The following is a 25952-nucleotide window of genomic DNA, read 5'->3' as shown; positions in this document are numbered from 1 at the left end:
GGGGCCCGGAGGCGGCAGCCTGCGTAACCACGGAGGGTCTCTCGGTCATTCGCAGAGGGCTCGGATGACCGAGGGACCCGGAGGCGGCAGCCTGCGTAACCACGGAGGGTCTCTCGGTTATCCGCGGAAGGCTCGGATGACCGAGGGGCCCGGAGGCGGCAGCCTGCGTAACCACGGAGGGTTTCTCGGTTATCCGCGGAAGGCTCGGATGACCGAGGGGCCCGGGGACCCGACGAGAAGGACAGGGGAGGTATGACGTTCTGGTTGACGGCTCTGCTGGTGTGGATGGCGGCCGGCGCCCGCATCGGTCGTGTCCTGGTGAAGCCCGCGACCACGGCCCGGGTGGCGATCGTGATCGCGGTCGCGGCGGTGGCCGCCGCGGCCACCCTCGGCATACCCGAGATCGCGGTGGCGGTGGATCACGCACTGCCGCAGGGGATCAACGGCCGAGCGCTGGCCGACTGCCTGGTGGTGGCGACCTGGCTGCTGTTCGCGGTGGCCACGTCGGTGGTGGCGGCCGCCGCCTGGCCGGTGGTCTCGCGTCGGAATCTGCGCCAGATCGCCTGGATGGTCTACGGTTTCGGCGCGCTCGCCATCGCCGCCACCATCGGGTGGTCGATGTTGTTCGGCTGGGTCATGACCCTGCTCGGCTGCGCCTTCATCGCCGTCACCGGTCTGCGCAATCTGGACTGGACGGCGCTGGGGCGCGGTATCGCGCTCTACACGGCCGGGACGGTGATCGCGGGTGTGCTTGCGGCGCTGTCGATTCGGCGGCTGGCGATCGGTGAACAACCCGTGCGGCCCGGCGATCCGGGCTGGTTCTGGCCGGCCTGGCAGCTCGCGAGCCTGCTGATCGCGGTCGGCGCGGTATGGATCGTGATCGAGCTCTGGGTGCGAGCGCGCCTGCTGCTGCGCCAGATTCGGGCCCTGCACCGCACGATGGTCAAGCGCTTCCCCGAGGTGGTGGCGCACGAGCAGACGGTGTCGGCCACCCAGCTCAAGGCTTCCGATCAGGTCGCGCAGATCATGGACGCGTTGTACCTGCAGACCGGCGGCGGCATGGAGGTGGCGGCGGCCGGTGTTCCCGCCCGCTCGGTCACCGACCGTGCCGAGCGGGTGGCCCGCTGGGCACGCAATCCGCTCGGTGACGAAATCGTCGACGCCCGCTGGATCGCACCGCCGGAGGGACTGAGCCCGCGCGGGTGGGTGCAGGCGATCGCCCGTGCCTTCGAGCGCACCGCGACCGACCGGAAATCAGCGGTCGCACAGGCGGATTGATCATCGATGCGGCCGGACCGATTGGGCGGCGGCCCGTTCGCACAGTGCGGACCGAAGCGTCTCCGCTTCGGTCTCAGGTCACAAGACAACACAGTGCGGTTCCGAGTGCCGCACTGTGTTGCCTTGTCCAACTTGCTATTCCGTGCCGTCCGGTGGAACCTCGGGCAGACCCTCACTCGCCCGGAGCTTTTCGGCCATCGAGGTCAGGAGGTTCTGCGACTCTTCGGAGAGATCGAACGCCCTGCTCGACAGCCGACGCAGTCCATAGCCCTGCAGCTGGGACAGCAACTCCAGATCATGGTCGATCTTGGCGGCGTAGATGTCGTTGAAGAAGTAGTCCGGTTTGACCTTGAAGAACTTTGCCAGTGCGGCAACCGTCTCATCTGAGGGGTTCGTCCGCTGACCCGACCGCAACTGCGAGAGATACGGTTTCGAGATCGGATGCCCGGAGGCGGTGAGCGCTGCCGCCACCTCGGCATTGGTGTGCGGCTTACGCCCCGGGGGATGCACGGTTTCGAACAGCTTGTTCAGCCGCGCCGCGAAATCAGCCATTGTGAGCCGCCCAATTCCCTTCGCTGTACTAACAGTCGTTATCTCGGATACGTATCATTGATATTAGCGGCTGAGTAACTGAAAACCTACGCCTGATTCGGGATTTCCTTGAAGCTTCCAGGTCGGCCGTCCGGGAACTGTTCAGCGTCGGCACGTTTGCGGGGCAACGCACCCTCACTGGTCGAGGGGCAGTACGCTCCGGTTCTGGCCCGTCGAACGAGTCTCGCTCAACGGGCCATTGATAACCGGAAGATAGCTGACATCTCATCCTTTTGTCTGTATCGCAGTTTGTGTGGCGTACGACACGTCTCGGGGCTGTGAGGATGAACGTTCAACTACGGATGAAATCTGTTCGGTATTACAACCGCTCGATGATTGTGCCGGTCGCAAGTGCGCCACCGGCGCACATGAGGACCATTGCGATCGACTTGTCGGAGCGTTCGAGCTCGTGCAGGGCGGTGGTGATCAAACGTGACCCGGTGCTGCCGACCGGATGTCCGATCGCAATCGCGCCGCCGTTGACATTGACCCGATCCATATCCGGCTTGTGCACCGACGCCCACGACAGCGGGACCGAGGCGAAGGCCTCGTTGATTTCGAAGAGATCGATATCGGCGATGCTCATGCCCGACTTCTCCAGCAGGCGCGTGGTCGCCTGCACCGGACCGTCCAGGTGGAACTCCGGCTCGGCGCCGACGAGGCACTGGGTGACGATGCGAGCCCGCGGCCTCAGTCCGGCACGCGCCGCGGCCTGTTCGTCCATGAGCAGCACTGCGGCCGCGCCGTCGGAGATCTGCGACGAGGTGCCGGCGGTGTGAATTCCTCCCTCCAGCACCGGCTTCAGCTTCGCCAGGCTCTCCCGGCTGGTCTCGCGCAATCCCTGGTCACGACTGACGTCGCGCGTCTCGCCGGTGAGCGCGCCCTCCTTGTCGACCTGCGGCGCGCCGGCGATGGTCAGCACCTCGCGGTCGAACCGCCCTTCGGCCCAGGCCTGGGCGGCCAAACGCTGTGAGCGCACGCCGAATTCGTCGATATCGTCGCGGGTGATGCCGCGCCGCTTGGCGATTCGCTCGGCCGCCTCGAACTGATTGGGCATATCGATATCCCAGCTCGCAGGGCGGCGGGGTCCGGCGTTCTCGCCCACGTTCGCGCCGAGCGGGACATGGCTCATGGATTCGATCCCGCAGGCGACGCCGATATCGATCGCGCCCTGGGCGATCTGCCCGGCGATCAGGTGGTTGGCCTGCTGGGCGGAGCCGCACTGGCAGTCGATGGTCGTCGCGCCGACCTGCCAGGGGAGTCCGGCGTGCAGCCACGCGGTGCGGGTGACGTTGTTGCTCTGCTCGCCGACCTGCATGACGCAGCCGCCGATGACCTGTTCGACCAGTGCCGGATCGAGCTGTGCGCGTTCGAGGACGCCGCGCTGGGCGGCGCCGAGCACCTCGGCGGCGTGCAGGCCGGCCAGCCAGCCGTTGCGTTTGCCGATCGGGGTGCGCGCGGCCTCGACGATGACGGGGGTGCCCATAACTTCAACCTTTCGAACAGGATCCGTATCAGCACAGAAACTGGAACAAGTTCTGTGGATGTACTGAGGGCGGACTATGGCTTCTTTACTACTGATACCACCTATGCTGCAATGAAGGTAGAACGTGTTTCAGTTAGTCGAAGGAGACAACTGGTGGTTGACACCCATGTAGCTCCGAACCTCCCCGAGGGGTTCGACGCCACAGATCCCGATATGTGGGCCCGCGGCATTCCCGTCGAAGAGTTCGCGGAGCTACGCCGGGCCGCGCCGATCTGGTGGAACCCGCAGTCTCCGGAGGTCGGAGGGTTTCACGACGACGGCTTCTGGGTCGTGTCCAAGCACGCCGATGTCAAGGAGGTCTCGCGGCGCGACGATTTCTCCACCTACGAGAACACCGCGATTCCCCGCTTCAACGACGACATCCCGCGCGAGGCCATCGAGCTGCAGCGCCACATCCTGATCAACAAGGATGCGCCCGAACACACCAAACTGCGCAAACTGATCTCCAAGGGCTTCACCCCGCGCGCCATCAACGGCCTGCGCGCGGAGCTGTCCGCCCGCGCCAAATCGATCGTCGACGCGGCCGCGGCCAGCGGCGCCGGCGACTTCGTCACCCAGGTGGCCTGTGAGCTGCCGCTGCAGGCGATCGCCGAACTCATCGGTGTCCCGCAGGAAGACCGGATGAAGGTCTTCCAGTGGTCCAACGAGATGACCGGCTACGACGACCCCGACAGCGATGCCGACCCGGCGATGTCATCGATGGAGATCCTCGGCTACGCCTGGCAGATGGCCGAGGCCCGGAAGGCGCAGCCGGCCGACGACATCGTCACCACGCTGGTCAACGCCGATATCGACGGTGAGGCCCTGACCTCGGAGGAGTTCGGCTTCTTCGTGATCCTGCTGGCGGTCGCCGGTAACGAGACCACCCGCAACGCCATCACCCACGGCATGCACGCGTTCCTGGAGAACCCGGAGCAGTGGGAGCTCTACAAGCGTGAGCGGCCCGCCACCGCCGCCGACGAGATCATCCGCTGGGCCACTCCGGTGAGCTCGTTCCAGCGGACCGCGCTGGTCGACACCGAACTGTCCGGAGCGCAGATCAAGAAGGGCCAGCGCGTCCTGCTGATGTACCGCTCGGCCAATTTCGACGAGGAGGTGTTCGAGAACCCGTACACCTTCGACATCACTCGCGATCCGAATCCGCACCTGTCCTTCGGTGGTACCGGCGCTCACTTCTGCATCGGCGCCAACCTCGCGCGCCTGGAGATCGACCTGATCTTCAACGCCATCGCCGACCACCTGCCCGACATCACCAAGCTCGGCGACCCCAAGCGCCTGACCTCGGGCTGGCTCAACGGCATCAAGGAATTCCAGGTCGACTACAAGACCAAGGCAGTGCCGCCTCTCCGGGACTCCAGCGTGCCGTGAGGCGGTGGTCGGCCTGGACACGGAAGGGCGGGCACCCACGGTGCCCACCCTTCGTCTGGTCCGGCGCTATTCCTTGCGCATGGTTCCCATCGCGCGATCGGTCTCCCAGAACGCGCGCAGCGCCACGATCTTCCCGGCGTCGTCGACCTTGTAGGTGAACACGCCCTCGGCGTCGATGACGTGTCCGCCCAACTGGGTGCGGATCAGCCCGGTGAAGGCCACCTCACTGCCGCAGGCGAAGGAGTCGCCGAAGACGAAATCGATGGATTCGGTCGGGGCGATGGCCTTGTCCCAGAATGCCGCGATGGCGTCGCGTCCGCGATGGCCCACACCCTCGGGATCGAAGACGGAGGGGCCGATCGGATCCTCGACGATCCCGTCGGCGGCGAACAGTGCCAGCCACGCCTCCTTGTCCCGGGCGCGCACCGCGGCCTGTGAGGCCCGTCCGGCGAGGCGCGCCGGATGCTCGGTGGTGGTGGTAGCGGTCATCTCGGCCTCCCGGCTCGGTGGTTTCGGTGAATTTGCTGATGGAATTGCAAATGTGCTTTCCGCCGGCAATCCGGTCACCCGGAAATGCCGGCGGAATTGCGTGTCACCGTGGTTCCGAGCCCACTACCCACATCGAGAAGTACTGTGATCCGCCACCATAGGCATGGCCGAAGGCTTTTCGGGCGCCCTCGACTTGGTAATCGCCCGCCCGGCCCATTACCTGCTTGGCCGCCTCGGCGAAGCGGATCATGCCGGATGCGCCGATCGGATTGGAACTCAACACGCCACCCGAGGGATTGACCGGCAGCTTCCCGCCGATCTCGGTTTCGCGCGCATCGACCAGCTTCCAGCCCTCGCCCTCGGGGGTGAAGCCCAGGTTTTCCAGCCACATCGGCTCGAACCAGGAGAACGGGACGTAGATCTCGGCCGCATCGATCTCCTCGAGCGGATTGGTGATACCGGCCTGCTTCCACAGCGCGGCCGCGGCGTCGCGTCCGGCCTGCGGGTTGACCTGGTCGCGGCCGGAGTAGGCCAGCGGTTCGGTGCGCATGGCCGTGCCGTGCACCCACGCGACCTTCTTACCCGATGCCTCGACCGCCTTCGCCGATTCCTCGTCGCCGATCACGATCGCGCACGCACCGTCGGAGGACGGGCAGGTCTCGTCGAAACGCACCGGGTCCCACAGCATTTGGGACGCGAGTACCGATTCCATGGTGATATCGGGCTGGCGCAGATGCGCGAACGGATTCTTCGCGCCGTTGCGGCGATCCTTCACCGCGACCATCGCGCCGATGTGCAGGGGAGCATTGGCCCGCCGGATGTACGCGCGCACATGCGGCGCGAAGTATCCACCGGCACCGGCGCCGACCGGCATCGTGAACGGCACCGGATTCGACAGGGCCCACATGGCATTGGATTCGGACTGCTTCTCCCAGCAGATCGCCAGCACCCGGCGGTACACGCCGGCCTGCACGTGGTTGGTGGCGACCACGCCGGTCGAACCGCCGACCGAACCCGCGGTGTGCACGCGCAGCAGCGGTTTTCCGGTGGCGCCCAGGGCATCCGCCATGAACAGCTCGGGCATCATCGAGCCCTCGAACAGATCCGGCGCCTTACCGACGATCACCGCGTCGATATCGGCCATGGTCAGATCGGCATCTTCGAGTGCGCGATCGATTGCCTCGCGGCACATACCGGCCATCGAGACATCGGTCCGTTTCGTCACGTGATGGGTTTGTCCCGTGCCGAGTACGGCGGCTTGATTGGTCATCGTCCAGCCTCCAGGATGGCCACCAAGTTCTGCTGCAACGCCGGACCGCTGGTGGCGTGTGCGAGGGCTCGCTCGGCGGTGCCGTTCATGATTTCGTTGGCCGCGTAGCCGATTCGTTCCAGACCGGCGGCGAACATCGGGTTGCCCGCCAGCGCGCCACCCGAGGGGTTGATGCGGGTGGACTCGCTCAGCCCGATGGCCTGCTTCAGGATCAGCTGTTCGTGACTGTAGGTCGCGTGCAGTTCGGCGACATCGAATCCGCTCGCATCCCCGCCGAGCACCGCCTTGGCCGCGGCTGCGGTGGAGGGCGAAGTGGTCAGATCGCGCGCGCCGATCATCGGGGTGTCGATGCGATGCGCCATACCGGTCAGCCAGGCCGGCCGCTCGCACAGTTCGCGGGCCTTGTCGCCGCGGGCCAGCACGATCGCGGCGGCGCCGTCGGTGATCGGCGCGATGTCGTGTTCGCGCAGCGGATTCGCGACATACGGTGCGGCGAGCCGCTTCTCGATCTCGGCGTCGTCGGCGGCCGAGACCGCGGCCATATCGCGTTCGGTCCAGTTTCCGGCGTCGAGCCCGGCCCGGGCCTGCAGTCCGGCCACGGAGACCGCGTCCGGCCACAGCGGGGCCACCAGGTACGGATCCATCTGCATCGTCAGCACCTGCCGCAGCGTGCCGGCCGACGGCTTGCCGAAACCGTAGACCAAGGCGGTTTCGGCCTGTCCGGAGCGCAGTTTCACCCACGCCTCGTACAGCGCCCAAGCGGCGTCCATCTCGACGTGCGATTCGTTGATCGGCGGCACGGCGCCGATCGAGTCGATCGCGGAGATGAACGAGAAGGCGCGTCCGGCAAGGTAATCGGAGGACCCGGAGCACCAGAAGTCGATATCGGACACGCCGATGCCGAGCTTGTCGTACAGCTGCCGGAAGCACGGGACCAGCATTTCGACACCGTTGGTGGTGCCGTAGGTTTCGCGGACATGCGGGGCGTGGGCGAAGCCCACCACCGCGATATCTGTTGCGTTGTCGCTCAAGGTGTTTCGCTCCTAGAGGTGGTGCCGGTAGCTGTCGTAGTCCGCGTCCGGCTCGCCGTTGGGCTCGAAGTGGTCCACGTTCTCCAGCGTGTAACCCCACTCCTCGCGCGGCTTCCACACCGCCTTCACGCGCATACCCATGCGGACTTCGCTGGGGTCGCAGCCCAGCACCCGGTGCAGCACCGGAATGTCGGCGCCGTCGAGCAGTACGTACGCGGTGACGTACGGCGGCTTGATCTTCTGTCCCATGAACGGCACGTTCACGATGCAGAACGTGGTGATGGTTCCGGTATCGGGCAGGTCGACCATCTCGTCGGTCGGGCGCCCGTCGATCGGGTCGGCGCCGCGGGGTGGAAAGTACACCTTGCTCTCGGCGTCGGCGCGACCACCGATCAGGCGACCCTCGACCAGCGCCTTCAGATACCGCGTCTCGGTCGGCGAGGCGGTGTGCTTGTACCGCAGGTCGATCGGGGTGACGATACCGGTGACCGGCTCGGCCGCATCGGCGTCCGGTGAGGTGGAATCGGCTGGGGCCGAAGAGGTCTCGCCCGGTTCGACGCAGGCGATGTCGTGGATGCTGCCGTTGCGTTCGGCGGCCCACCGCACCCGCACGCGCAATCCGCTGCGCACCTCGTCGGGAGACGACACGTCGAGGGCGTGCAGCACCGCGGTGTCGGCGCCGTCGAATTTCACCAGCGCCCAGGCGAAGGGGCGGTCGAACGGCTGGCCGGGCAGCGGGTCGGCGACCCAGCTCCAGCTCTGCACCGTGCCGACATCGGAGACGTCGACGAAGTCGGTCAGCCGCTCCGCGGTCACCGGATCGAATTCCGCCGGCGGCACGATCACCCGGCCGTCGCTGCCGCGGACGCCGACGATCCGGCCCTCGCGCAGCCCGGTCAGGAACCGGCCGATGGTCGGTCCGACCGATCGGGTGTAGTCGAACTTCATCCGTAGTTCGGCGCTGAGTACCTCGGGTGCGGGTTCCGCTTCCGGACCGCTGCCTTTCGCGATTACGCCGGTCATGGTGTTCCCATTGGTCACGATATCGAGTAGAACAGGTTCTTATTCTGGTGGCAAGGGCTACCTGGAAAGGTGTCCGGCAGCGGGCTCGGTGAAACGGGCCGGGCGGAAGGAGTCGACGATGCGGTTCGGATTGCAGCTCGGATATTGGGGTGCGGGACCGCCGCCCAACGCCGGGGAGTTGGTGGTGGCCGCCGAGGAGGCCGGATTCGACGCGGTTTTCGCTGCCGAGTCCTGGGGCTCGGATGCCTTCACGCCACTGGCCTGGTGGGGCTCGTCCACGCGGCGGGTGCGGCTGGGAACCTCCGTGGTGCAGCTGTCCGCCCGCACTCCCACCGCGACCGCGATGGCCGCGCTGACCCTCGATCACCTCAGCGGTGGCCGCCACATCCTGGGCCTGGGCGTCTCCGGTCCGCAGGTGGTGGAGGGCTGGTACGGCCAGCCGTTCGCCAAACCGTTGCAGCGCACCCGGGAGTATGTCGGGATCATCCGCCAGGTACTGGCCCGCGAGGCGCCGGTGGTGAGCCAGGGCGCGCAGTACCGGCTGCCCTACGACGGGCCCGGCTCGACCGGCCTGGGTAAACCGCTCAAGCCGATCACCCATCCGCTACGTGCGGGTCTGCCGATCTGGCTGGGCGCCGAGGGGCCGAAGAACGTGGCGCTCACGGCCGAGATCGCCGACGGCTGGCTGGCGATCTACTACACGCCGCGACTGGCCGGAATGTACGACGAATGGCTCGACGAGGGGTTTGCCCGGCCCGGTGCCCGGCGTTCTCGGGAGGACTTCGAGATCGCGGCGAGCTGCCAGGTGATCATCACCGACGACGCCCGCGCCGAGATCGATCGGATCAAGCCGGTGATGGCGCTCTACATCGGCGGCATGGGCGCCGAGGAGCTGAACTTCCACGCCCAGGTCTACCGCCGGATGGGCTACGGCGCCGAGGTCGACGAGATCACCAAGCTGTTCCGCTCCGGCCGCAAGGACGAGGCCGCCGCCGTGATTCCGGACCAGCTGATCCTCGACACCGCCATCATCGGCGACGAGGGCCATGTGCGCTCCCAGCTGAAGGTCTGGGAGTCGGCGGGCGTCGGGATGCTCCTGGTGACGGTTCGTGACGTGGCGCAGCTGCACCGCCTCGCCCCCCTTGTCCAGATGTAGAACACGTTCTAGATTCGAGGAGTGACTTCGATGGAGCCGGCGCAGAAGCTGGGACTGTGGAATATCGCGGCCACCGACCCCGATCGGATCGCGGTCGTCGATCCGTCGGGGCGGGAGGTCGGCTACCGGGAGCTGTCCGATCAGGCCGACCGCATCGCACGAGGCTTACAGGCCAAGGGTTTACAGCCCGGCGATGTGCTGGTGTCGATGGTGCACAACACCACCGAAGCGCTCGCCGTGTACTTCGCGGCCTATCAGGCCGGGCTGTACATCGTCGCGGTGAACTGGCATCTGACCGGGCCGGAGATCGCGTACATCCTCGGCGACAGCGAGGCGAAGGTGTTCATCGCCGACGAGCGCTTCGCCGAAGCCGCGACCGTTGCCGCCGACGAGGCGAATGTTGCTGCGAGCGCGCGCTATTCGGTGGGCGACATCGACGGTTTCCAGCCCCTGGCCGAACTCGGCGCGGGGGAGTCCGGACGCCCCGACGTCCGGACCACCGGTGCGCCGATGCTCTACACATCGGGAACCACCGGGCGGCCCAAGGGAGTTCGGCGTCCGCTGACCGGCGCCGATCCCGATGTGGTGGGCCCGCAGGCGACCGGCTTCTTCGGACTCTTCGGCATCCAGCCCTTCGACGAACACGTGCACATCTGCGGCTCGCCGCTCTATCACACCGCCGTGCTGAACTTCGCCTCGATCTCGATTCAGTTGGGGCACAAGGTGGTTCTGATGGACAAGTGGGATCCGGAGGAGATGCTGCGGCTGATCGACACACATCGGGTGACACACAGCCATATGGTCCCCACCCAGTTCCACCGTCTGCTCGCCCTTCCGGAGGAGGTGCGGGCGCGCTACGACGTCTCCTCGCTGCGCTGCATGATCCACGGCGCCGCACCGTGCCCGCAGGAGACCAAACGCAAGATGCTGGAGTGGTGGGGCCCGGTCGTCACCGAGTACTACGCGGCGACCGAGGGCGGCGGCACGTCGATCTCGGGCGAGGAGTGGTTGCGCAAGCCCGGCTCGGTCGGCAAGGCGTGGCCGTACGCGGTGGTGAAGGTGCTCGACGAGGACGGCAACGAGGTCGCGCCCGGTGAGGTCGGCCAGGTCTACATGAAGATGGGCGGCTCCAACTTCGAGTACCACAAGGACAAGTCGAAGACCGAGGACGCGCGGGTGGGCGATCTGTTCACCGTGGGCGACATCGGGCATATGGATGCCGACGGCTACCTGTTCCTGCACGACCGGCGCTCGGATCTGATCCTGTCCGGGGGTGTGAACATCTATCCGGCCGAGATCGAGGGGGAATTGATCACCCATCCCAAGGTCGCCGACGTCGCGGTTTTCGGTATCCCGCATCCGGATTGGGGTCAGGAGGTGAAGGCGGTCGTGCAGCCGGCCGAAGGGGTCGCGGCCGATGACGCGCTGACCCGGGAACTGATGGAGTTCGCCGCGGCTCGCCTGGCGAAGTACAAGCTGCCCAAGAGCATCGACTACCTGCCCGAACTGCCGCGCGATCCGAATGGCAAGTTGTACAAGCGCAAACTGCGCGAGCGTTACGTGCCCGCGTAGCCGCAGTCTCGCCGATCGAGTCCGGACGCCCTTACCGTCCTGCCCTGTGTGGGGTGTCCTCGATCGGGGCGCCTCGAGCCCGCCCGGCTGTGCCGGCGGGCTCGTCGGCGTTGCAGAATACGCGTTTCAGCGAAACCCGCTGCCGCTTCGGCGGAATTAGTAAACTGTGTAAATCAAGTCTTGTCAGGCGTGAGAACACGTTCTATTTTGGTCCTGTGAGCTACAACATAGCGGACCTTGTCGAACACACCATCGACCTCGTGCCGGACCGTGTCGCGCTGGCCGACGACGTCCGCTCGGTGACCTATGCCGAGCTGGAGGATCGGGCCAACCGATTGGCGCACTACCTGCAAGAACAGGGTGTGCAGCCGGGTGACAAGGTCGGCATCTACTCGCGTAACACGATCGAGGCCGTGGAGGCCATGGTCGCGATCTTCAAGGCGCGGGCAGTAATGATCAACGTGAACTTCCGGTACGTCGAGAACGAGTTGCAATACATTTTCGACAATTCCGATATGGTCGCGCTGATTCACGAACGTCGCTACAGCGACAAGGTGTCGGCCGTGCGGCCGAACACGCCGAAGTTGAAGACGGTCATCGCCGTGAACGACGGTACCGAAGCCGAGGTGCCGTTGCCCGCCGATTCGGTGGAATACGAAGCGGCACTGGCGGCTTCGCGCGGCGAGCGCGACTTCGGCGACCGCTCCAACGACGACATCTTCATGATCTACACCGGCGGCACCACCGGCATGCCCAAGGGCGTGATGTGGCGGCACGAGGACTGGTGGCGGGTGCTCGGCGGCGGCATCAACTTCGTCACCGGTGAGGCGATCGAGGACGAGTGGCAGCAGGCCAAGGCCGGCGCCGCCGGTGGGCAGATGGTCCGCTACCCGATCCCGCCGATGATCCACGGCGGTTCGCAGTCGGCGACCTTTCACGGCCTGTTCGACGGCGGCAAGACGATCATGTTGCCGGAGTTCAGCGCTCACACCGTGTGGCAGGCGATCGACCGCCACGGCGTGAATCTGATCTTCATCACCGGTGACGCCATGGCGCGGCCGATGCTCGACGCGCTCAAGGAAGGTCATCCGGAAACCGGTGAGCCGTACCAGCACGCGAATCTGTGGGCGATGGCCAGCAGTGCGGCGCTGTTCTCGCCGGCGCTGAAGGACGAGTTCATCGAGTTGCTGCCGAATACGGTCATCACCGATTCCATCGGCTCCTCGGAAACCGGTTTCGGCGGCCTGTCGGTGGCGGCCAAGGGTGCGACCCACACCGGTGGTCCCCGGGTCAAGATCGACGCCTCCACCGCCGTCATCGACGAGGAGGGCAACCCCGTCGCGCCCGGCTCCGGTCAGGTGGGCGTGCTGGCCCGCACCGGCAACATCCCGCTCGGTTACTACAACGACCCGGTGAAGACCGCCGCGACGTTCAAGGAGTTCAACGGCGTTCGCTACTCGATCCCCGGCGACTTCGCCCGGGTCGAGGAGGACGGCACCGTGACGATGCTGGGCCGGGGGTCGGTCAGCATCAACAGCGGCGGCGAGAAGATCTACCCGGAAGAGGTCGAGGGTGCGCTCAAATGCCATCCGGAGATCTTCGACGCGCTGGTGATCGGTGTGCCGGACGAGCGCTGGGGACAGCGGGTGGCCGCGGTCGTGCAGTGTCGCGGTGGTAACCGTCCGACGCTCGAGGAGCTGCGCCCGGTGCTGACCAAGGAGATCTCCTCCTACAAGCTGCCGCGCAGCCTGTGGTTCGTGGAAGAGATCAAGCGCTCGCCGGCCGGAAAGCCCGACTATCGGTGGGCCAACGACCATGCCCGCTCGCGTCCGGCCGACGAGGAATCCCAGGCGTCCTCGAAATAGCCGCCCCGAAATAGATAGCTCGCCGAAGTAAATAACTGGCAATCGATATCGCCGCGCCCGCCACCAGAGTGGAGGCGCGGCGATGTCGTATCGCCGGAAGGCGGCGACCGTCGTCCGCCGAAGATCCGTCGAGCGCCATTGCGGAGCCGCGGCCTGCTGAGCACGGCGTCCGTGTCGATGCCCCTACTTTCGGGGTGTTTTCTGTCGGTGCCCTGTGCCACAGTGATCCGCATGAGCGAACAAGCTTCCGCCGGCACCGTCGACGACGTGCTGCAGCAATTCGAGAGTTACCGGCGGGAGCTGTGTGCTTACGCCTATCGGATGTTGGGTTCCTCGTTCGAGGCAGAGGACGCGGTTCAGGAGACTTTCACTCGGGCCTGGAAGGCCTACGACTCGTTCGAGGGTCGGTCCAGCCTGCGATCGTGGTTGTACAAGATCACCACCAACATCTGCCTGGATATGCTCGACGGCCCCCAGCGCCGGGCGCGGCCGATGGACCTGTCCGGGCCGTCGAGTCCGGACAGCCCGCTGCCGCCGCCGCAGCCGGATTACGTGTGGGTGGAGCCGATTCCGAACGCACTGGCCTTCGGCGCCGACCCGGCCGAACATGCCAGCACCAAGGATTCGCTGCGGCTGGCGTTCGTGGCCGCCTGTCAGCATCTGCCGGCCACCCAGCGGGCGATCCTCATCATGCGGGAGGTGCTGCGGTTCTCGGCCAACGAGACGGCCGAGATGTTGACGATGTCGCCGGCATCGGTCAACAGCGCGCTGCAGCGGGCACGCGCGACCATGTCCAAGGTGCAGCCCTCGGAGTCGAGCGGCTACGACGAATCCGATGACACTCAGCGCAAACTCGTCGACGGTTTCGTGCGCGCCTTCGAGGCCTACGACATGGATGCGCTCACCTCGCTGCTGAAACAGGATGTGGCGCTGTCGATGCCGCCCATCGAGCTGTGGGTCTCCGGTCCGGAGAACGTCGCTCAGTTCATGCTGTCGCCGGGCCCCTCCGCCTGCCGGGGTTCGCGGTTGATCCCGCTGGCCGGCGCCAACGGACTGCCGGCCTTCGGCCAGTACAAACCCACCGACGAGCCCGGGGTCTTCTCGCCCTGGTCGATCACGGTGCTGGAATTCGACGGTCCCGCGATCAGCGGATTGAACTTCTTCCTCGACACCGACCGGCTGTTCCCGCTGTTCGGATTGCCGCCGGAGTTGCGCGACTGACCCATCCCGGATCGTGAAGGGCCCGCCGGTCGAATGACCGACGGGCCTTCTTCTTTCGCGGTCGCAGAGATTTCCGTCTTCGAGACGTCATACCCCCTATGGGTATGGCGTGAATCACAGCGCTGGTCTCTGTCGCCCTAATACCCCTGGGGGGTATACAGAACCAGTCGGAAATTCAACGGGCGCAGCGGATGCGTCCGCAACCGAGGAGTGAGGATTTCTATGTCCACTCGGGTATCCGCGCCGCCGTCGCGGCGCTGGTTCGCATTGGCATTGATCGCGCTGGCGCAGTTCATGGTCATCATGGACACCTCGATCATCGGGGTGGCGCTGCCGAAAATGCAGGAGTCCCTGGGCTTTTCGCAGGAGGGGCTGTCCTGGGTCTTCAACGCCTACGTCATCGTCTTCGGCGGCCTGCTGCTGCTCGGCGGACGCCTGTCCGACATCTGGGGTGCTCGCCGCATCTTCCAGACGGGCTGGGTGGTGCTCGGCGCCGGGTCACTGGTCGCCGGGCTCGCCGGATCGCCCGCGGTCGAGCTGATCGGCCGGGGTGTGCAGGGTGCGGGCGCCGCACTGATCGCCCCCTCGGCGCTGACACTGCTGATGATGGTGTTCGGGTCGAATCCCAAGGAACTGACCACCGCATTCGCCTTCTACGGCGCCGCCGCCCCGGCGGGCGGTACCGCCGGCGTATTCCTCGGCGGGCTCGTCACCGAGTACGCCTCGTGGCCGTGGGTCTTCTACATCAACATCCCGATCGCCGCACTGGCCGTCGTCGCGGCCGCCGTGCTGGTTCCCGGCGGGGCGGCCGCATCCGGCGGTTCGGTCGACGTGCTCGGTTCCCTGACCGCGACGCTGGGCCTGGGCACGGCCGTCTTCGCGGTCGTCCGTGCCCCCGAGGCCGGGTGGGGTTCCGGATCGACGTGGGGCATCCTGGCGCTCGCGGTCGTCCTGTTGGCGGCCTTCCTGGTTATGCAGGCCCGTCGCCGGGAACCGCTGATGCCGCTGTCGATCTTCCGTGCGCCGAATCTCGGTGCGGCCAACCTGGCTCAGGTCATGCTGGGCGCGGCCTGGGTGCCGATGTGGTTCTTCCTGAACCTGTATCTGCAGCAGGTGCTCGGCTACTCGGCGTTCCCGTCGGGTGCGGCGCTGCTGCCGATGACCGCCCTGATCATGGTCGGCATGATCGCGGTGTCACCGAAGTTGTTCGCGCGCTTCGGCGCTCGCATCATGATCGTCACCGGACTGCTGGTCCTGGGAGCCGGGCTGGTCTGGCTGACCTTCCTCCGGGCCGACGGCAACTTCTGGATCGACGTGCTGCCCGGATCGCTGCTGGCCGCGTTCGGGATGTCGCTCGCCTTCGTCCCGTCGCTGCAGACCGCCATCTCCGCGGCGCGGCCGGAGCAGGGCGGCCTGGCGTCCGGACTGGTGAACACCGGCTATCAGATCGGATCGGCGCTGGGGCTGGCGGTGGTCACCGCGATCGCCTCGGCCGCCGGAGCCGATCGCGTCGACGACGCCGAGGCGCTCACCGACGGGTTCTCGGCTGCCTTCGGTGCCGCGGCGGGAATCGCGGTGCTGGCGGCGGCGCTCGCCTGGGCGGCATTCCGGTCGCCGGCTCGGCGCGAGCGAGTACGCGCCGAGGTATGACCGCGCTTCGGTCGCTGTGGCCCCCGGCCCAGGGTCGGGGCCCTCCGCGGGCGCGAAACACGAAAACGTCTGCGCGCCTTCGGGGCTAGTCGATCGCCTTGGCGGTCAGCCAGATCGTGATGACAACTCCGGCCGCCACCGCCATGCCGATGTGGCCGGGGGAGCGTGCGTAGTCGTAGCTCGAGAGCGCCGCGACGGCCGCCATGACGAACATCAGCGAACGTTTCACCCTGTCCCCCCGCCTCTCGGGAGTCAAGCATACGAGAGACGGAAGTGGTTGCGCCACAGCAGAATACCCGCACTGCGCGACGTGGCCATTGCGAGGTGTTCGCCGGTCGCCGAGGCGAACGCGTGGCGCGCGGATAGCTCGGTTGCCCCACGCCGCTCGGGCCCGGCGCAGCGGCGGGTCGTGCGATGGTGATCCGAAAGCTGCTGGGGCGGAGGCAATTCGGGTGGTACGGTGCGACGATCAGGTGATCAATCGGTGACGGTGTGGCAGGCCTCGATGAGTGCCCGCAACTCGGCACGCGGCGGATCGGGCCGCACCGCGAGATAGCTCGGCATCCTCGGCTCCGGGTTGCGCAGCGGACGCCAGACCACGCCCGGGAACGACAGATTCGCCGCCTGGGCCGCGTAGTACACAGTCCAGCTCGGCGCGCCGAAGCCGATGGCGGCCAGCGTGTCCTGTTCGGTGGTGAACTCCGGTCCGAAGACCGGTGCGAAGCCGGCCGCCCGGCACGAGTCGACGACCAGGTCGTACAGGGTGGGATTGCGCGTGTGGCGGACCAGCCGCAGCGGCACCTGCGCGAGGCGCGCGAGATCGATCTCGCGCAACACCGCGAGGTCGTGCCGAGCGGGGATCGCGGCCACCAGCCGGTCCGACCACAACGGCAGCAGTTCGAGGCCGGGTTCCTCACGCGGACCACGCACGATCGCCGCGTCCAGTTCCCCCGAGCGCACCCGCTTCATCCGAATCTCGGTGTCCGCGTCGACCAGTTCGAGGTGGGCGTGTGGGGCGCGGCGTGCGAAGGCCACGAGAATGTGCTCCAGGCGGGTGCCGAGGCCGGTGCTGGTGCCCAGCCGGATCGTGCCGGTACGTTCGACGCGCAGGTCGTCGATGGCGGCACGGGCCTGCGCCACGGCGGCGAGTACCTGTTCGGCGTGCGGAAGCAGTCGCCGCCCGCCTTCGGTGAGGCGCACCGTGCGGGTGGTCCGCTCGAACAGTGCGACACCCAATTCCCGCTCCAGCCGGGTGATCTGCTGACTGACGGCCGACTGCACGATGTGCAGCCGCTCGGCCGCGCGTCCGAAGTGCAGTTCCTCGGCCACGGTCAGGAAGTACTGCAATTGGCGGAGCTCCACGGCGCGAGATTAATCAGTTTCGGTGAACAGTGCCAGCGCGGTTCCCTCATTTTTCGGCGTGACCGAACGCGGTTCGCTGATCCCAGCACATCGGAACCGCACCGGGAAGTGATGACCATGCCGTATCTCACCGTCGACGACGTCCAGCTGTACTACGAGGATCAGGGCACCGGGCAGTCGCTGCTGTTCCTGCACGGCTGGGGCACCAGCGGGCGGGTCTGGGGCGCTCAGCAGGCGGCGCTGGTCACCGAGTTCCGGGTGGTCACCGTCGATTGGCGCGGCTGCGGGCGTTCGGACCGGCCGGCCGCCGGCAACAACCTCGCCGGTGTGCTCGCCGACCTGGTGGAGCTCATCCGGCAGCTCGGATTGCATCGCCCCATCGTGATCGGATCTTCCGTGGGCGCGACCTTCGCGACCGAACTGGCGCTGGCCCGCCCGGATCTGCTCGGCGGCGTGGTCGCGGTCGACGGCCCGGCCTACTGGCCCGGGCAGGGGATGCCGCTGGCCGAGATCATCGGCGAAATGCGGGATCACCGGGCCGAATTCGTCGCGCGGTGGGTGCCGAACTGGTATGCCCCGGGAACCTCGCCGGCGCTGGTGGACTGGACCGTGCGGCAGATCCTCGACTCGGGTGTGTACATCGACGAACTGTTCCACCTCTTCGCGACCTACGACCCTCGGCCGCGGTTGCCGCAGCTGCGCACGCCGATCCACTACCTGCACGGCGAGCTGGACGCCGAAATCCCGGTGGCGGTGGCGCGGGCCTGCGCGGCGCTCACACCGGGCGCGGGGCTCGGCGTGATCGCCGGCGCGGGCCATATGCCGCAGCAGGAGCGGGCCGCCGAGTTCACGGCCGCACTGCGCGCGGCGATCGCGAACCTCACCGTCCGAATCGCCGCCTGAACACCGAACCGACTGTGAGACAAGGATATTCGATGACATTCGCAACCGCCCGAATCCGCGGGGGAACCGCCGAGGTCGCCTACGAGATGACCGGAACAGGTCCGGCGGTCATGCTGGTCCACGGCACGGCCGCGGCCCGCGACCAGTGGGTACCGCTGACCGCGGAAATCGCCGATCGCTATACCGTTGTGGCACTGGACTGTTCCGGCTCCGGCGACACCGTCGACCACGGCGGCCCGCTCACCGTCGCCGATCTGGCCGCCGAGGTGCGCGCCGTCGCCGACCACGCCGGACTGGGCCGGTTCCACCTCGTCGGGCATTCGCTGGGCGCGGTGGTGGCCGCGCACGTCGCGGCGACCGCACCCGACCGCGTTCGCTCGCTGCTGATGCATGCGGGCTGGGTGCGCACCGACGCGCGGATGGACGCCGAATTCCGCTATTGGATCGAGGTGCTGCGCGCCGATGCCGCTTACGGCACCAGCCTGTTCGCGCACATGCTGCCGCTGATGGCATTCGGTCCGCGCTATTGGGAGCGGACGAGCGCGCAGGAGAACGCGGCCCTGATCGAACAGTTGGCGAAGGTGATCGCGCGCGGCGCCGCCCGGCAGACCGAGGTGGACCGCACGGTGGATCTCACCGATCTGCTCGGCAGCATCGCCGCGCCGACGCTGATCCTCGCGAGTGCGCACGACCGTGTCGTTCCGATGGCGCAGCAACAGCAACTGCTCGCCGCGATACCCGACGCCCGCTACGCCGAGATCGATGCCGGCCACGGGGCTCCGGGCGAGGATCCGGCCGGTTTCCACGCCAAGATCATCAGCTTCCTGGACGCGCAGACAGCATGAACGCCCGGGTGAGCGGCCGGCCGGCCGCTCACCCGGCGCGGGTCAGTTGCCGCCGGGATAATCCATCCAGAAGGCCTCCCAGTGGTGACCGTCGGGATCGACGAAGGCGCGGCTGAACATGCCCACCGCCTCCTCCTGGGCGCGTTTGTCCTCGCTGATCTCCTCCGTGGCGCCCGCGCCCACCGCGGCGGCGATCAGCGACTCGACCTCCGCCCTGCTGCCCAGTGACAGCGCGTAGATCGAACCGGTGGCCGCCCGGGTGTCGGCGATCGGGCGATGGGTGAAGGTGTCGAAGTACTGCCGGACCAGCAGCATCAGACAGATGTTGTCGTCGACCACCACGCAGGCGGCGTTCTCGTCGGTGAAGTCCGGATTCACCTTCCAGCCCAGCGTCTCGTAGAACGATGTGGACCGCTCCAGATCCTCGACTGGGAGATTGATGAAGATCATCTTGCTGGGCATGCTCGGTCCTCTCGCGGCATCGGTACGTGTCGTCAATTGGGACGCCGTGGGCGCGCCAAACTCATCGGGCGAGTCGCCGGACCGATCCTGACCTGCTCCGATGCTGCACCGAGTGCGAAAATCCCTCGCGGTCGAGTGCTCCGCGCGATACCGTCCGGCCATGTCGAGTGCCGTCTATCTCATCACCGGTATCCAAGCGGCCGGAAAATCGACGGTCGCGCAGGCTCTCGCCGAACGTCTGCCCCGTTCCGCCCATGTCCACGGTGACGTGTTCCGTCGTTTCGTGGTCGGTGGCCGCGCCGAGATGTCCGGCGAACCGAGCGAAGAAGCCCTGCGGCAGTTGCGGTTACGGCACCGTCTGGCGGCCGCGACGGCCGACGAGTACGCCGACGCGGGATTCACGGCGGTCGTCCAGGACGTCGTCCTGGGCGAATCGCTGCCGTGGATGGTCGAGCAGATCCGCACCGACCCGGTGTACGTGGTCGTGCTGGCGCCGCGTCCGGCCGCGGTGGCTCGGCGTGAGGCCGGTCGAGACAAGAAGGCCTACGGGGTCTTCACCGTCGACCAGCTCGACACCGTCCTGCACGCGGAAACGCCCCGCATCGGATTATGGCTCGACACAACGGATCTCACCGTCGAGGAGACGGTCGGAGAAATACTCGCCCGGGCCGAACCGGTGGAGCGGCGGTTCGGCCCGGGCGAGCGCCTGCGTCAGTGGGCCTCGGCCAGGAGGGTGCCCAGAGCGCGCAGGTGATCGGTGGCGCCGCCGAGCGCGAACTCGTTGTGCTTGGCGGCGGTGAAATAGCACTGGACGATATGGTCGCGGTCGATGCCGACGCCACCGTGCACGTGCACGGCGGTGTGGGCGATGCGGTGACCGGCCTCGGCGGCCCAGAATTTGGCGGTGTGGATCTCCGCCTCCGCCGGCAGACCCTCGTCGACCCGCCACGCGGCCTGGGTGACCGCCAGCCGCAGCCCCTGCAGGTCGATGTAGCCGTCGGCCAGCCGCTGCGCGACCGCCTGGAAGCTGCCGATCTTGCGATTGAACTGCTCACGCTCGCGGCCGTACTCGGCGACGAGTTCGACCGCGCGCTCCAGGGTTCCGAGTTGCTGTGCCGCCAGGCCGAGCCAGCCGTGGTTCAGCAGCCACGCGAGGATTTCGGCGCCGTCGTCCACCGTGCCGACCAATTCGGCGGGGGTGGAGTCGAATTCGACCTCGGCCTGCGGGCTGCGGTCGACCACCTGCTGCGGCGTGACGCGCGCGTCCGCCGGATCGACCAGGAATACCGCGGCCTTGCCGGAAACCGTGGCGGGCACCAGGATGCGCGCCGCCTGCGCCGCGAAGGGGACGACCGTCTTGGCGCCGACCAGCTTCCAGCCGCCGTCCTCGGTCGCGGTCGTGGTCGGCTTCGCCGGCTCCCAGTTGCGTTCCTCCGACAGTGCCACGGTCAGAATCGTCTCGCCCGCACCGGCTTTCGCCGCCAGCTCACGCTGCGCCCGGTCACCCCAGCGGGCCAGCGCGCCGGCGCCGAGGACGACCGACCATAGATAGGGCACGGGGGCGGCGGATTTGCCGATCTCCCGCAGAATCGCGGTCTGTTCCAGCGCGCCGAGTCCGCTGCCGCCCACCGATTCCGGTAGCGCGGCCGCCAGCACGCCGGTCTCGGCCAGCGACCGCCAGAGTTGGTCGTCGAAGCGGACCTCGGCCTTGTCCAGTTCCCGCAGCCGGTCGGCGGTGACGAGTTTGGCGCAGACGTCGCCGGTCAGCCGCGCGAGATCCTGCTGGCCCTCGGTAAGTGTGAAATCCATCGTTGTTCCTAGTTTTCGACGTTTCCGACCGGTCCGCGGCTCAGCGGGCGGCAGCGGGCTGTTTGAGGGCGGTCATCGCGATGATGTCGCGCTGCACCTCGTTGGTGCCGCCGCCGAAGGTCAGGATCAGGCAGGCGCGATGCATCCGCTCGAGCCGTCCGCGCAGCTGCGCGCCGGGGGAGTCCTGCCGCAGGTATGCCTGCGGTCCGAGGATCTCCATCAGCAGTCGGTAGGCCTCGGTGGCCAATTCGGTGCCGAGCACCTTGCAGGTGGAGGCATCCCACGGCCGGGGCGCGGCGTCGCCGCCCGCATCGGCGCCCGAGGCGATCTCCCAGTTCAGCAGTTTGAGGAATTCCACCTGGGCGTGGACCCGCGCCAGATTCAGCCGCACCCACTCGCTGTCGATCACGCGCGCGCCGCTGGAATCCTTGGTGTCGCGCGCCCATTCGGTGGTCTGCGCGACCGCCAGCGCCAGCGGCGCCGCCGAGGTCAGCGCCACCCGCTCGTGGTTGAGCTGATTGGTGACCAGCGCCCAGCCGCCGTTCTCGGGGCCGACCATCGCCGAATGCGGCACCCGCACGTCCTGGTAGTAGGTGGCGCTGGTGTCGGGCCCGGCCATCGTGTGCACGGGCGTCCAGGAGAAGCCCTCGGCCGAGGTCGGCACGATGAACATGCTGATGCCCTTGTGCTTCTTGGCGGTCGGGTCGGTGCGGGCGGCCAGCCAGATGTAGTCGGCGTACTGGATGAGGCTGGTCCACATCTTCTGGCCGTTGATCACCCAGTCGTCACCGTCGCGGACGGCGGTGGTGCGCAGCGACGCCAGGTCGGTGCCCGCGCCCGGCTCGGAATAACCGATGGAGAAGTGCAATTCGCCCGCCGAGATCTTGGGCAGGAAGAACCTCTTCTGCTCCTCGGTGCCGTAGTGCATGATCGTGGGCGCCACCGAGTTGATGGTCAGGAACGGCACCGGCGCACCCGCGACGGCCGCCTCGTCGGTGAAGATCAGCTGATCCATCGTCGAGCGATCCTGGCCGCCGTACTCCTTGGGCCAGCCGAGGGTGAGCCAGCCGTCGTGGCCCATCTGCTGAACGACCTCGCGGTAGACGTTGCCGTGCCCGTACTCACCGGTCTGCGACGACAAGGCCTCGCGGCGCTCCGGCGTGATCAGCTTGGCGAAATATTCGCGGAGCTCGGCGCGCAGCTGCTCCTGTTGCTCGGTATAAGCAATCCGCATGGCGGTTACCTCGTACTCGGTGATGTGATGGCGGATGTGACGACATCGCCCCTGTGACGATCGGTCCGGCGGCGGTCCGCGCTGGGCCGATCCGCCCTGACGTCGATCATTGCATATCTACTGAAACATGTTCCAGTATGGAAACCGAATCCGGCCGCTTCGGCCGCAGCGGCCCGGCCGGGCTTGTAGGCTCGGCACTACCTGGTGGTGAAGGAGTTATCAATGAAGGTCAGTGTGGATTTCGACCAGTGCGAGGCCAACGGAATCTGCGTCGGAATCGCCCCCGACGTCTTCGAACTCGACGATGAGGACCAGCTGCACATCCGCACCGCCGACGTGCCCGAGGATCGGCTCTCCGACGTCGAGACCGCCGTCGCGCAATGCCCGAAGGCCGCCCTGCGGTTGCAGTGAAATGGATGCTTGCCGATAACTGGAACACGTTCTAGAGTCACGGCGTGAGTGAATCGTCGAATCAGTCGGGGACGGATCTGTCCGGCAAGGTAGCGATCGTGACCGGAGCCGGCGCGGGCCTCGGGCGGGCCGAAGCGCTGGCGCTGGCCGGGGCCGGTGCCTCGGTGGTGGTCAACGATCTGGCCGAAAGCGATGCGGTGGCCGCCACCCTCGCCGATATTCGCGCGCTGGGCGCGAAAGCGGAATTCGTGGGTGGCAGTGTGGCCGAGCGCGCCACCGCCGACGCCCTGATTCGTACCGCGGACGAGACCTTCGGCGGTGTGGACATCGTCGTCAACAATGCGGGGATCGTCCGCGACCGCATGCTTTTCAATCTCTCCGACGAGGACTGGGACGCGGTCCTCGCGGTCCATCTGCGCGGCCATTTCCTGTTGTCGCGGAATGCCGCGGCCTACTGGCGCGGTAAATCGAAGGAATCCGGTGCTCCAATTTACGGGCGCCTGATCAACACTTCCTCGGAAGCCGGTTTGCTGGGTCCGGAAGGGCAGCCGAATTACGCGGCCGCGAAAGCCGGAATCACCGCACTGACGCTGTCCGCCTCGCGTGGTTTGTCGCGATACGGCGTGCGCGCCAACGCCATCTGCCCGCGGGCCCGGACCGCCATGACGGAATCGGTCTTCTCCGCCGCTCCCGAAGGCGATGTGGACCCGCTGTCGCCGGACCACGTCGCACGGCTCGTCGCCTACCTGGCCTCTCCGGGCGCCGACGCGATCAACGGTCAGGTGTTCGTCGTGTACGGCCCGATGGTCGCGCTGATGGCCGCGCCCGAAGTCGAGGCGCGCTTCGACGCCGCCGGCGCGGAATGGAGTGCCGACGCGCTGGCCGACACACTCGGCACCTACTTCGCCGAGCGCCCCGCCGGGCGTACGTTTTCTGCGAGTTCGCTGCACGATCTCGGCTGATTATCAGGTGCAGGTCGTCCGTCCAACTCCGGTTGATCGGCGGTCTCGCACTTGGTAGACATGGGGGTCGATGGTTGTGTGGTGCCTCACAAAGGCGTTCTGTACACCGTATGAACCTGTTCTAGCTTCGGAGCTGAAGCTCGGATGAAAAGAGCAGGTCAAAAATGTCAAATTCTCTTCCGATTCGATGTGAACGTGTTCTAATCTTCGGAGCGGAAGAGGTGTGGAGGCTCGCTGGCGCAGCGTTGCGCGTACGGGTCGGCAAGGAGGAATCGCGGAATGAACGAGGTTCTTGCCGTGCCGTTGCGTGCGGTCGGCGGGTTCTTCGAACTCGTGGCCGCTGTGGCGCGGGCCTTGATACGTCCGCCATTTCAGCGACGGGAATTCGTCGACCAGTCGTGGTTCGTCGCACGGGTGTCGATCATCCCGACCATCCTGGTCGCGATCCCGTTCACAGTTCTGGTGAGCTTTACGCTGAATATTCTGTTGCGCGAAATCGGCGCGGCCGATCTCTCCGGCGCGGGCGCCGCATTCGGAACCGTCACCCAGGTCGGTCCGATCGTGACGGTACTGATCGTCGCCGGCGCCGGCGCCACCGCGATCTGCGCGGACCTGGGTGCCCGCACGATCCGGGAAGAAATCGACGCCATGAAGGTGCTCGGCATCGACCCGATCCATCGCCTGGTGGTCCCTCGCGTACTCGCCTCGATGTTCGTCGCGGCGCTGCTCAACGGCCTGGTCTCGACGATCGGTATCGCCGGCGGCTTCCTGTTCTCGGTTCTTCTGCAGGGAGTCAACCCCGGCGCCTTCGTCAACGGGCTCACCCTGCTCACCCATACGCCGGAGTTGGTGATCTCCGAGGTCAAGGCCGCGCTGTTCGGTCTGATCGCCGGACTGATGGCCTGCTATCTCGGCCTCAACGTCAAGGGCGGTCCCAAGAGTGTGGGTGACGCGGTCAACCAGACGGTGGTTTTCTCCTTCATGGCTCTGTTCGTGGTGAACGTCGTGGTCACCGCCGTCGGTATCAAGTTCACGGTGCGGTGATCCGATGGCGTTCGTAATCCAGTCCCGCTTCCCCCGTACTGTTCGACGTGTGCGGCGGGTGTCGAGTTCGATGGACGGAATCGGGCATCACGCCCAGTTCTACGCGAAGTCGCTGGCTTCGGTACCGAAGGCGTTCTCGCACTACCGCACCGAAACCATTCGCCTGATCGCCGAAATCAGCATGGGCACAGGCGCTTTGGCGGTGATCGGCGGCACGGTGGTGATCGTCGGCTTCCTCACCCTGTTCACCGGCGGCACCATCGCGGTGCAGGGCTACAGCTCGCTGGGCAATATCGGTGTCGAGGCGCTGACCGGATTCTTCGCCGCATTCCTCAACGTGCGGATCGCGGCACCGGTGATCTCGGGCATCGGGTTGGCGGCGACCATCGGCGCCGGCGCGACGGCCCAGCTGGGCGCCATGCGGGTGGCCGAGGAGATCGACGCCCTGGAATCCATGGCGATCCGGCCGATGCCCTTCCTGGTCGGCACCCGCGTGCTGGCGGGCATGATCGCGATCGTTCCGCTCTACGCGCTGGCGGTCATCGCGTCGTTCGTCGCGAGCCGCTTCGCCACGGTCGTCATCTACGGCCAGTCGGCCGGTGTGTACGACCATTACTTCTCCACATTCCTGATTCCCAGTGACATCCTGTGGTCGTTCGTGCAGGCGATCCTCATGGCCTTGGCGGTCATGATGATTCACACCTACTACGGCTACAACGCGACCGGTGGACCGGTCGGTGTCGGAATCGCGGTCGGAAACGCGGTGCGCGCCTCGCTGGTGGCAGTGGTGTCGGTGACCCTGCTGATGTCGCTGGCGATCTACGGCACCTCCGGCAACTTCCATCTCTCCGGGTAGGCGG

The 25952-nt window shown here is 66.8% G+C and carries 25 protein-coding genes; 14 read left to right on the top strand and 11 right to left on the bottom strand.

From position 1 onward, the window contains the following. Positions 1-252 precede the first annotated feature (252 nt). Positions 253-1278 (top strand): hypothetical protein, encoded by a 1026-nt coding sequence (locus NMI01S_RS03145; protein ID WP_062994472.1) that lies wholly within the window; start codon positions 253-255, stop codon positions 1276-1278. Positions 1279-1413: 135 nt separating this feature from the next. Here the strand turns inward: NMI01S_RS03145 and NMI01S_RS03140 are convergent, their stop codons facing one another. Continuing rightward, complete coding sequence (locus NMI01S_RS03140) at positions 1414-1830, bottom strand: helix-turn-helix domain-containing protein (RefSeq protein WP_014348820.1); 417 nt, start codon at positions 1828-1830, stop codon at positions 1414-1416. A 358-nt stretch (positions 1831-2188) separates the two neighbouring features. Continuing rightward, on the bottom strand, positions 2189-3355 hold the full coding sequence (locus NMI01S_RS03135; protein ID WP_062994471.1) for a steroid 3-ketoacyl-CoA thiolase: 1167 nt from the start codon (positions 3353-3355) through the stop codon (positions 2189-2191). Positions 3356-3568: 213 nt separating this feature from the next. Here NMI01S_RS03135 and NMI01S_RS03130 point away from each other — a divergent pair, with 213 nt between their 5' ends. Then, the gene (locus NMI01S_RS03130; protein ID WP_062994470.1) at positions 3569-4783 is read left to right on the top strand and encodes a cytochrome P450; all 1215 of its coding nucleotides are present in this window, start codon (positions 3569-3571) and stop codon (positions 4781-4783) included. Between the two features lie 66 nt (positions 4784-4849). On the opposite strand, the gene NMI01S_RS03125 is transcribed toward NMI01S_RS03130, so the two are convergent. From NMI01S_RS03125 to NMI01S_RS03110, 4 genes are all read right to left on the bottom strand, one after another. Beyond that, complete coding sequence (locus NMI01S_RS03125) at positions 4850-5272, bottom strand: nuclear transport factor 2 family protein (RefSeq protein WP_062994469.1); 423 nt, start codon at positions 5270-5272, stop codon at positions 4850-4852. 103 nt (positions 5273-5375) lie between these two features. Further along, complete coding sequence (locus NMI01S_RS03120; RefSeq protein WP_062994468.1) at positions 5376-6542, bottom strand: thiolase family protein; 1167 nt, start codon at positions 6540-6542, stop codon at positions 5376-5378. Further along, positions 6539-7573: a thiolase family protein gene (locus NMI01S_RS03115; RefSeq protein WP_062994467.1), complete on the bottom strand. Its 1035-nt coding sequence runs from the start codon at positions 7571-7573 to the stop codon at positions 6539-6541. Before NMI01S_RS03115 ends, NMI01S_RS03120 begins: the two co-directional genes overlap by 4 nt. A gap of 12 nt (positions 7574-7585) precedes the next feature. After that, the gene (locus NMI01S_RS03110; RefSeq protein ID WP_062994466.1) at positions 7586-8596 is read right to left on the bottom strand and encodes a Zn-ribbon domain-containing OB-fold protein; all 1011 of its coding nucleotides are present in this window, start codon (positions 8594-8596) and stop codon (positions 7586-7588) included. A gap of 118 nt (positions 8597-8714) precedes the next feature. Here NMI01S_RS03110 and NMI01S_RS03105 point away from each other — a divergent pair, with 118 nt between their 5' ends. The 5 genes from NMI01S_RS03105 to NMI01S_RS03085 all read left to right on the top strand — a co-directional run bounded on the left by NMI01S_RS03105 (position 8715) and on the right by NMI01S_RS03085 (position 16060). Further along, positions 8715-9752: an LLM class F420-dependent oxidoreductase gene (locus NMI01S_RS03105; RefSeq protein ID WP_062994465.1), complete on the top strand. Its 1038-nt coding sequence runs from the start codon at positions 8715-8717 to the stop codon at positions 9750-9752. 30 nt (positions 9753-9782) lie between these two features. Beyond that, positions 9783-11324: an acyl-CoA synthetase gene (locus NMI01S_RS03100; protein WP_062994464.1), complete on the top strand. Its 1542-nt coding sequence runs from the start codon at positions 9783-9785 to the stop codon at positions 11322-11324. 215 nt (positions 11325-11539) lie between these two features. Beyond that, a complete protein-coding gene (locus tag NMI01S_RS03095; protein WP_062994463.1) occupies positions 11540-13189 on the top strand; it encodes an acyl-CoA synthetase in 1650 nt (549 codons plus the stop codon). A gap of 231 nt (positions 13190-13420) precedes the next feature. Continuing rightward, a complete protein-coding gene (locus NMI01S_RS03090) occupies positions 13421-14410 on the top strand; it encodes a sigma-70 family RNA polymerase sigma factor (protein WP_062994756.1) in 990 nt (329 codons plus the stop codon). A 222-nt stretch (positions 14411-14632) separates the two neighbouring features. Beyond that, positions 14633-16060: an MFS transporter gene (locus NMI01S_RS03085; RefSeq protein ID WP_062994462.1), complete on the top strand. Its 1428-nt coding sequence runs from the start codon at positions 14633-14635 to the stop codon at positions 16058-16060. An 85-nt stretch (positions 16061-16145) separates the two neighbouring features. Here NMI01S_RS03085 and NMI01S_RS34675 read toward each other — a convergent pair whose 3' ends face one another. Further along, complete coding sequence (locus NMI01S_RS34675; protein WP_156055884.1) at positions 16146-16289, bottom strand: hypothetical protein; 144 nt, start codon at positions 16287-16289, stop codon at positions 16146-16148. A 248-nt stretch (positions 16290-16537) separates the two neighbouring features. Then, positions 16538-17422, bottom strand: coding sequence for a LysR family transcriptional regulator (locus tag NMI01S_RS03080; RefSeq protein ID WP_062994461.1), 885 nt, complete (start codon positions 17420-17422; stop codon positions 16538-16540). A 111-nt stretch (positions 17423-17533) separates the two neighbouring features. On the opposite strand from NMI01S_RS03080, the gene NMI01S_RS03075 reads away from it, so the two are divergent. After that, on the top strand, positions 17534-18325 hold the full coding sequence (locus NMI01S_RS03075; protein ID WP_218020902.1) for an alpha/beta fold hydrolase: 792 nt from the start codon (positions 17534-17536) through the stop codon (positions 18323-18325). 32 nt (positions 18326-18357) lie between these two features. Next, positions 18358-19170, top strand: a complete 813-nt coding sequence (locus NMI01S_RS03070; protein WP_062994460.1) for an alpha/beta fold hydrolase — start codon at positions 18358-18360, stop codon at positions 19168-19170. A gap of 42 nt (positions 19171-19212) precedes the next feature. Here the strand turns inward: NMI01S_RS03070 and NMI01S_RS03065 are convergent, their stop codons facing one another. Next, positions 19213-19632, bottom strand: coding sequence for a VOC family protein (locus tag NMI01S_RS03065; RefSeq protein ID WP_062994459.1), 420 nt, complete (start codon positions 19630-19632; stop codon positions 19213-19215). Positions 19633-19792: 160 nt separating this feature from the next. On the opposite strand from NMI01S_RS03065, the gene NMI01S_RS03060 reads away from it, so the two are divergent. After that, positions 19793-20386: an AAA family ATPase gene (locus NMI01S_RS03060; RefSeq protein ID WP_084512356.1), complete on the top strand. Its 594-nt coding sequence runs from the start codon at positions 19793-19795 to the stop codon at positions 20384-20386. Here the strand turns inward: NMI01S_RS03060 and NMI01S_RS03055 are convergent. Together NMI01S_RS03055 and NMI01S_RS03050 are read right to left on the bottom strand one after the other, a co-directional pair. Beyond that, the gene (locus NMI01S_RS03055) at positions 20344-21441 is read right to left on the bottom strand and encodes an acyl-CoA dehydrogenase family protein (RefSeq protein WP_062994458.1); all 1098 of its coding nucleotides are present in this window, start codon (positions 21439-21441) and stop codon (positions 20344-20346) included. The two genes, NMI01S_RS03060 and NMI01S_RS03055, sit on opposite strands and share 43 nt — an antisense overlap. A gap of 40 nt (positions 21442-21481) precedes the next feature. Next, complete coding sequence (locus NMI01S_RS03050; RefSeq protein ID WP_062994457.1) at positions 21482-22675, bottom strand: acyl-CoA dehydrogenase family protein; 1194 nt, start codon at positions 22673-22675, stop codon at positions 21482-21484. A gap of 222 nt (positions 22676-22897) precedes the next feature. Between NMI01S_RS03050 and NMI01S_RS03045 the strand changes: the two genes are divergently transcribed. The 4 genes from NMI01S_RS03045 (at position 22898) to NMI01S_RS03030 (ending at position 25948) form a co-directional block, all read left to right on the top strand. Then, a complete protein-coding gene (locus tag NMI01S_RS03045) occupies positions 22898-23086 on the top strand; it encodes a ferredoxin (protein ID WP_062994456.1) in 189 nt (62 codons plus the stop codon). Positions 23087-23130: 44 nt separating this feature from the next. Continuing rightward, positions 23131-24048: a 3-oxoacyl-ACP reductase gene (locus NMI01S_RS03040; RefSeq protein ID WP_062994455.1), complete on the top strand. Its 918-nt coding sequence runs from the start codon at positions 23131-23133 to the stop codon at positions 24046-24048. A 279-nt stretch (positions 24049-24327) separates the two neighbouring features. Next, positions 24328-25092 carry an MlaE family ABC transporter permease gene (locus NMI01S_RS03035; protein ID WP_030518640.1) on the top strand — a complete coding sequence of 255 codons (765 nt, stop codon included), beginning with the start codon at positions 24328-24330 and terminating at the stop codon, positions 25090-25092. Between the two features lie 4 nt (positions 25093-25096). Beyond that, a complete protein-coding gene (locus NMI01S_RS03030; RefSeq protein WP_030518639.1) occupies positions 25097-25948 on the top strand; it encodes an ABC transporter permease in 852 nt (283 codons plus the stop codon). The last annotated feature ends 4 nt before the right edge of the window (positions 25949-25952 follow it).

The organism is Nocardia mikamii NBRC 108933 (assembly GCF_001613505.1).
Lineage (GTDB): Bacteria > Actinomycetota > Actinomycetes > Mycobacteriales > Mycobacteriaceae > Nocardia > Nocardia mikamii.
Note: the sequence above shows the minus strand (reverse complement) of the source record. Positions and strands in the feature narration are given on the sequence as shown.

Coding starts and splice junctions, on each gene's coding strand:
- NMI01S_RS03145 (WP_062994472.1), top strand. CDS start 253: ATGACGTTCTGGTTGACGGCTCTGCTGGTGTGGATGGCGGCCGGCGCC.
- NMI01S_RS03140 (WP_014348820.1), bottom strand. CDS start 1,830: ATGGCTGATTTCGCGGCGCGGCTGAACAAGCTGTTCGAAACCGTGCAT.
- NMI01S_RS03135 (WP_062994471.1), bottom strand. CDS start 3,355: ATGGGCACCCCCGTCATCGTCGAGGCCGCGCGCACCCCGATCGGCAAA.
- NMI01S_RS03130 (WP_062994470.1), top strand. CDS start 3,569: ATGTGGGCCCGCGGCATTCCCGTCGAAGAGTTCGCGGAGCTACGCCGG.
- NMI01S_RS03125 (WP_062994469.1), bottom strand. CDS start 5,272: ATGACCGCTACCACCACCACCGAGCATCCGGCGCGCCTCGCCGGACGG.
- NMI01S_RS03120 (WP_062994468.1), bottom strand. CDS start 6,542: ATGACCAATCAAGCCGCCGTACTCGGCACGGGACAAACCCATCACGTG.
- NMI01S_RS03110 (WP_062994466.1), bottom strand. CDS start 8,596: ATGACCGGCGTAATCGCGAAAGGCAGCGGTCCGGAAGCGGAACCCGCA.
- NMI01S_RS03105 (WP_062994465.1), top strand. CDS start 8,715: ATGCGGTTCGGATTGCAGCTCGGATATTGGGGTGCGGGACCGCCGCCC.
- NMI01S_RS03100 (WP_062994464.1), top strand. CDS start 9,783: ATGGAGCCGGCGCAGAAGCTGGGACTGTGGAATATCGCGGCCACCGAC.
- NMI01S_RS03090 (WP_062994756.1), top strand. CDS start 13,421: ATGAGCGAACAAGCTTCCGCCGGCACCGTCGACGACGTGCTGCAGCAA.
- NMI01S_RS03085 (WP_062994462.1), top strand. CDS start 14,633: ATGTCCACTCGGGTATCCGCGCCGCCGTCGCGGCGCTGGTTCGCATTG.
- NMI01S_RS03075 (WP_218020902.1), top strand. CDS start 17,534: ATGACCATGCCGTATCTCACCGTCGACGACGTCCAGCTGTACTACGAG.
- NMI01S_RS03070 (WP_062994460.1), top strand. CDS start 18,358: ATGACATTCGCAACCGCCCGAATCCGCGGGGGAACCGCCGAGGTCGCC.
- NMI01S_RS03065 (WP_062994459.1), bottom strand. CDS start 19,632: ATGCCCAGCAAGATGATCTTCATCAATCTCCCAGTCGAGGATCTGGAG.
- NMI01S_RS03060 (WP_084512356.1), top strand. CDS start 19,793: ATGTCGAGTGCCGTCTATCTCATCACCGGTATCCAAGCGGCCGGAAAA.
- NMI01S_RS03055 (WP_062994458.1), bottom strand. CDS start 21,441: ATGGATTTCACACTTACCGAGGGCCAGCAGGATCTCGCGCGGCTGACC.
- NMI01S_RS03050 (WP_062994457.1), bottom strand. CDS start 22,675: ATGCGGATTGCTTATACCGAGCAACAGGAGCAGCTGCGCGCCGAGCTC.
- NMI01S_RS03045 (WP_062994456.1), top strand. CDS start 22,898: ATGAAGGTCAGTGTGGATTTCGACCAGTGCGAGGCCAACGGAATCTGC.
- NMI01S_RS03035 (WP_030518640.1), top strand. CDS start 24,328: ATGAACGAGGTTCTTGCCGTGCCGTTGCGTGCGGTCGGCGGGTTCTTC.
- NMI01S_RS03030 (WP_030518639.1), top strand. CDS start 25,097: ATGGCGTTCGTAATCCAGTCCCGCTTCCCCCGTACTGTTCGACGTGTG.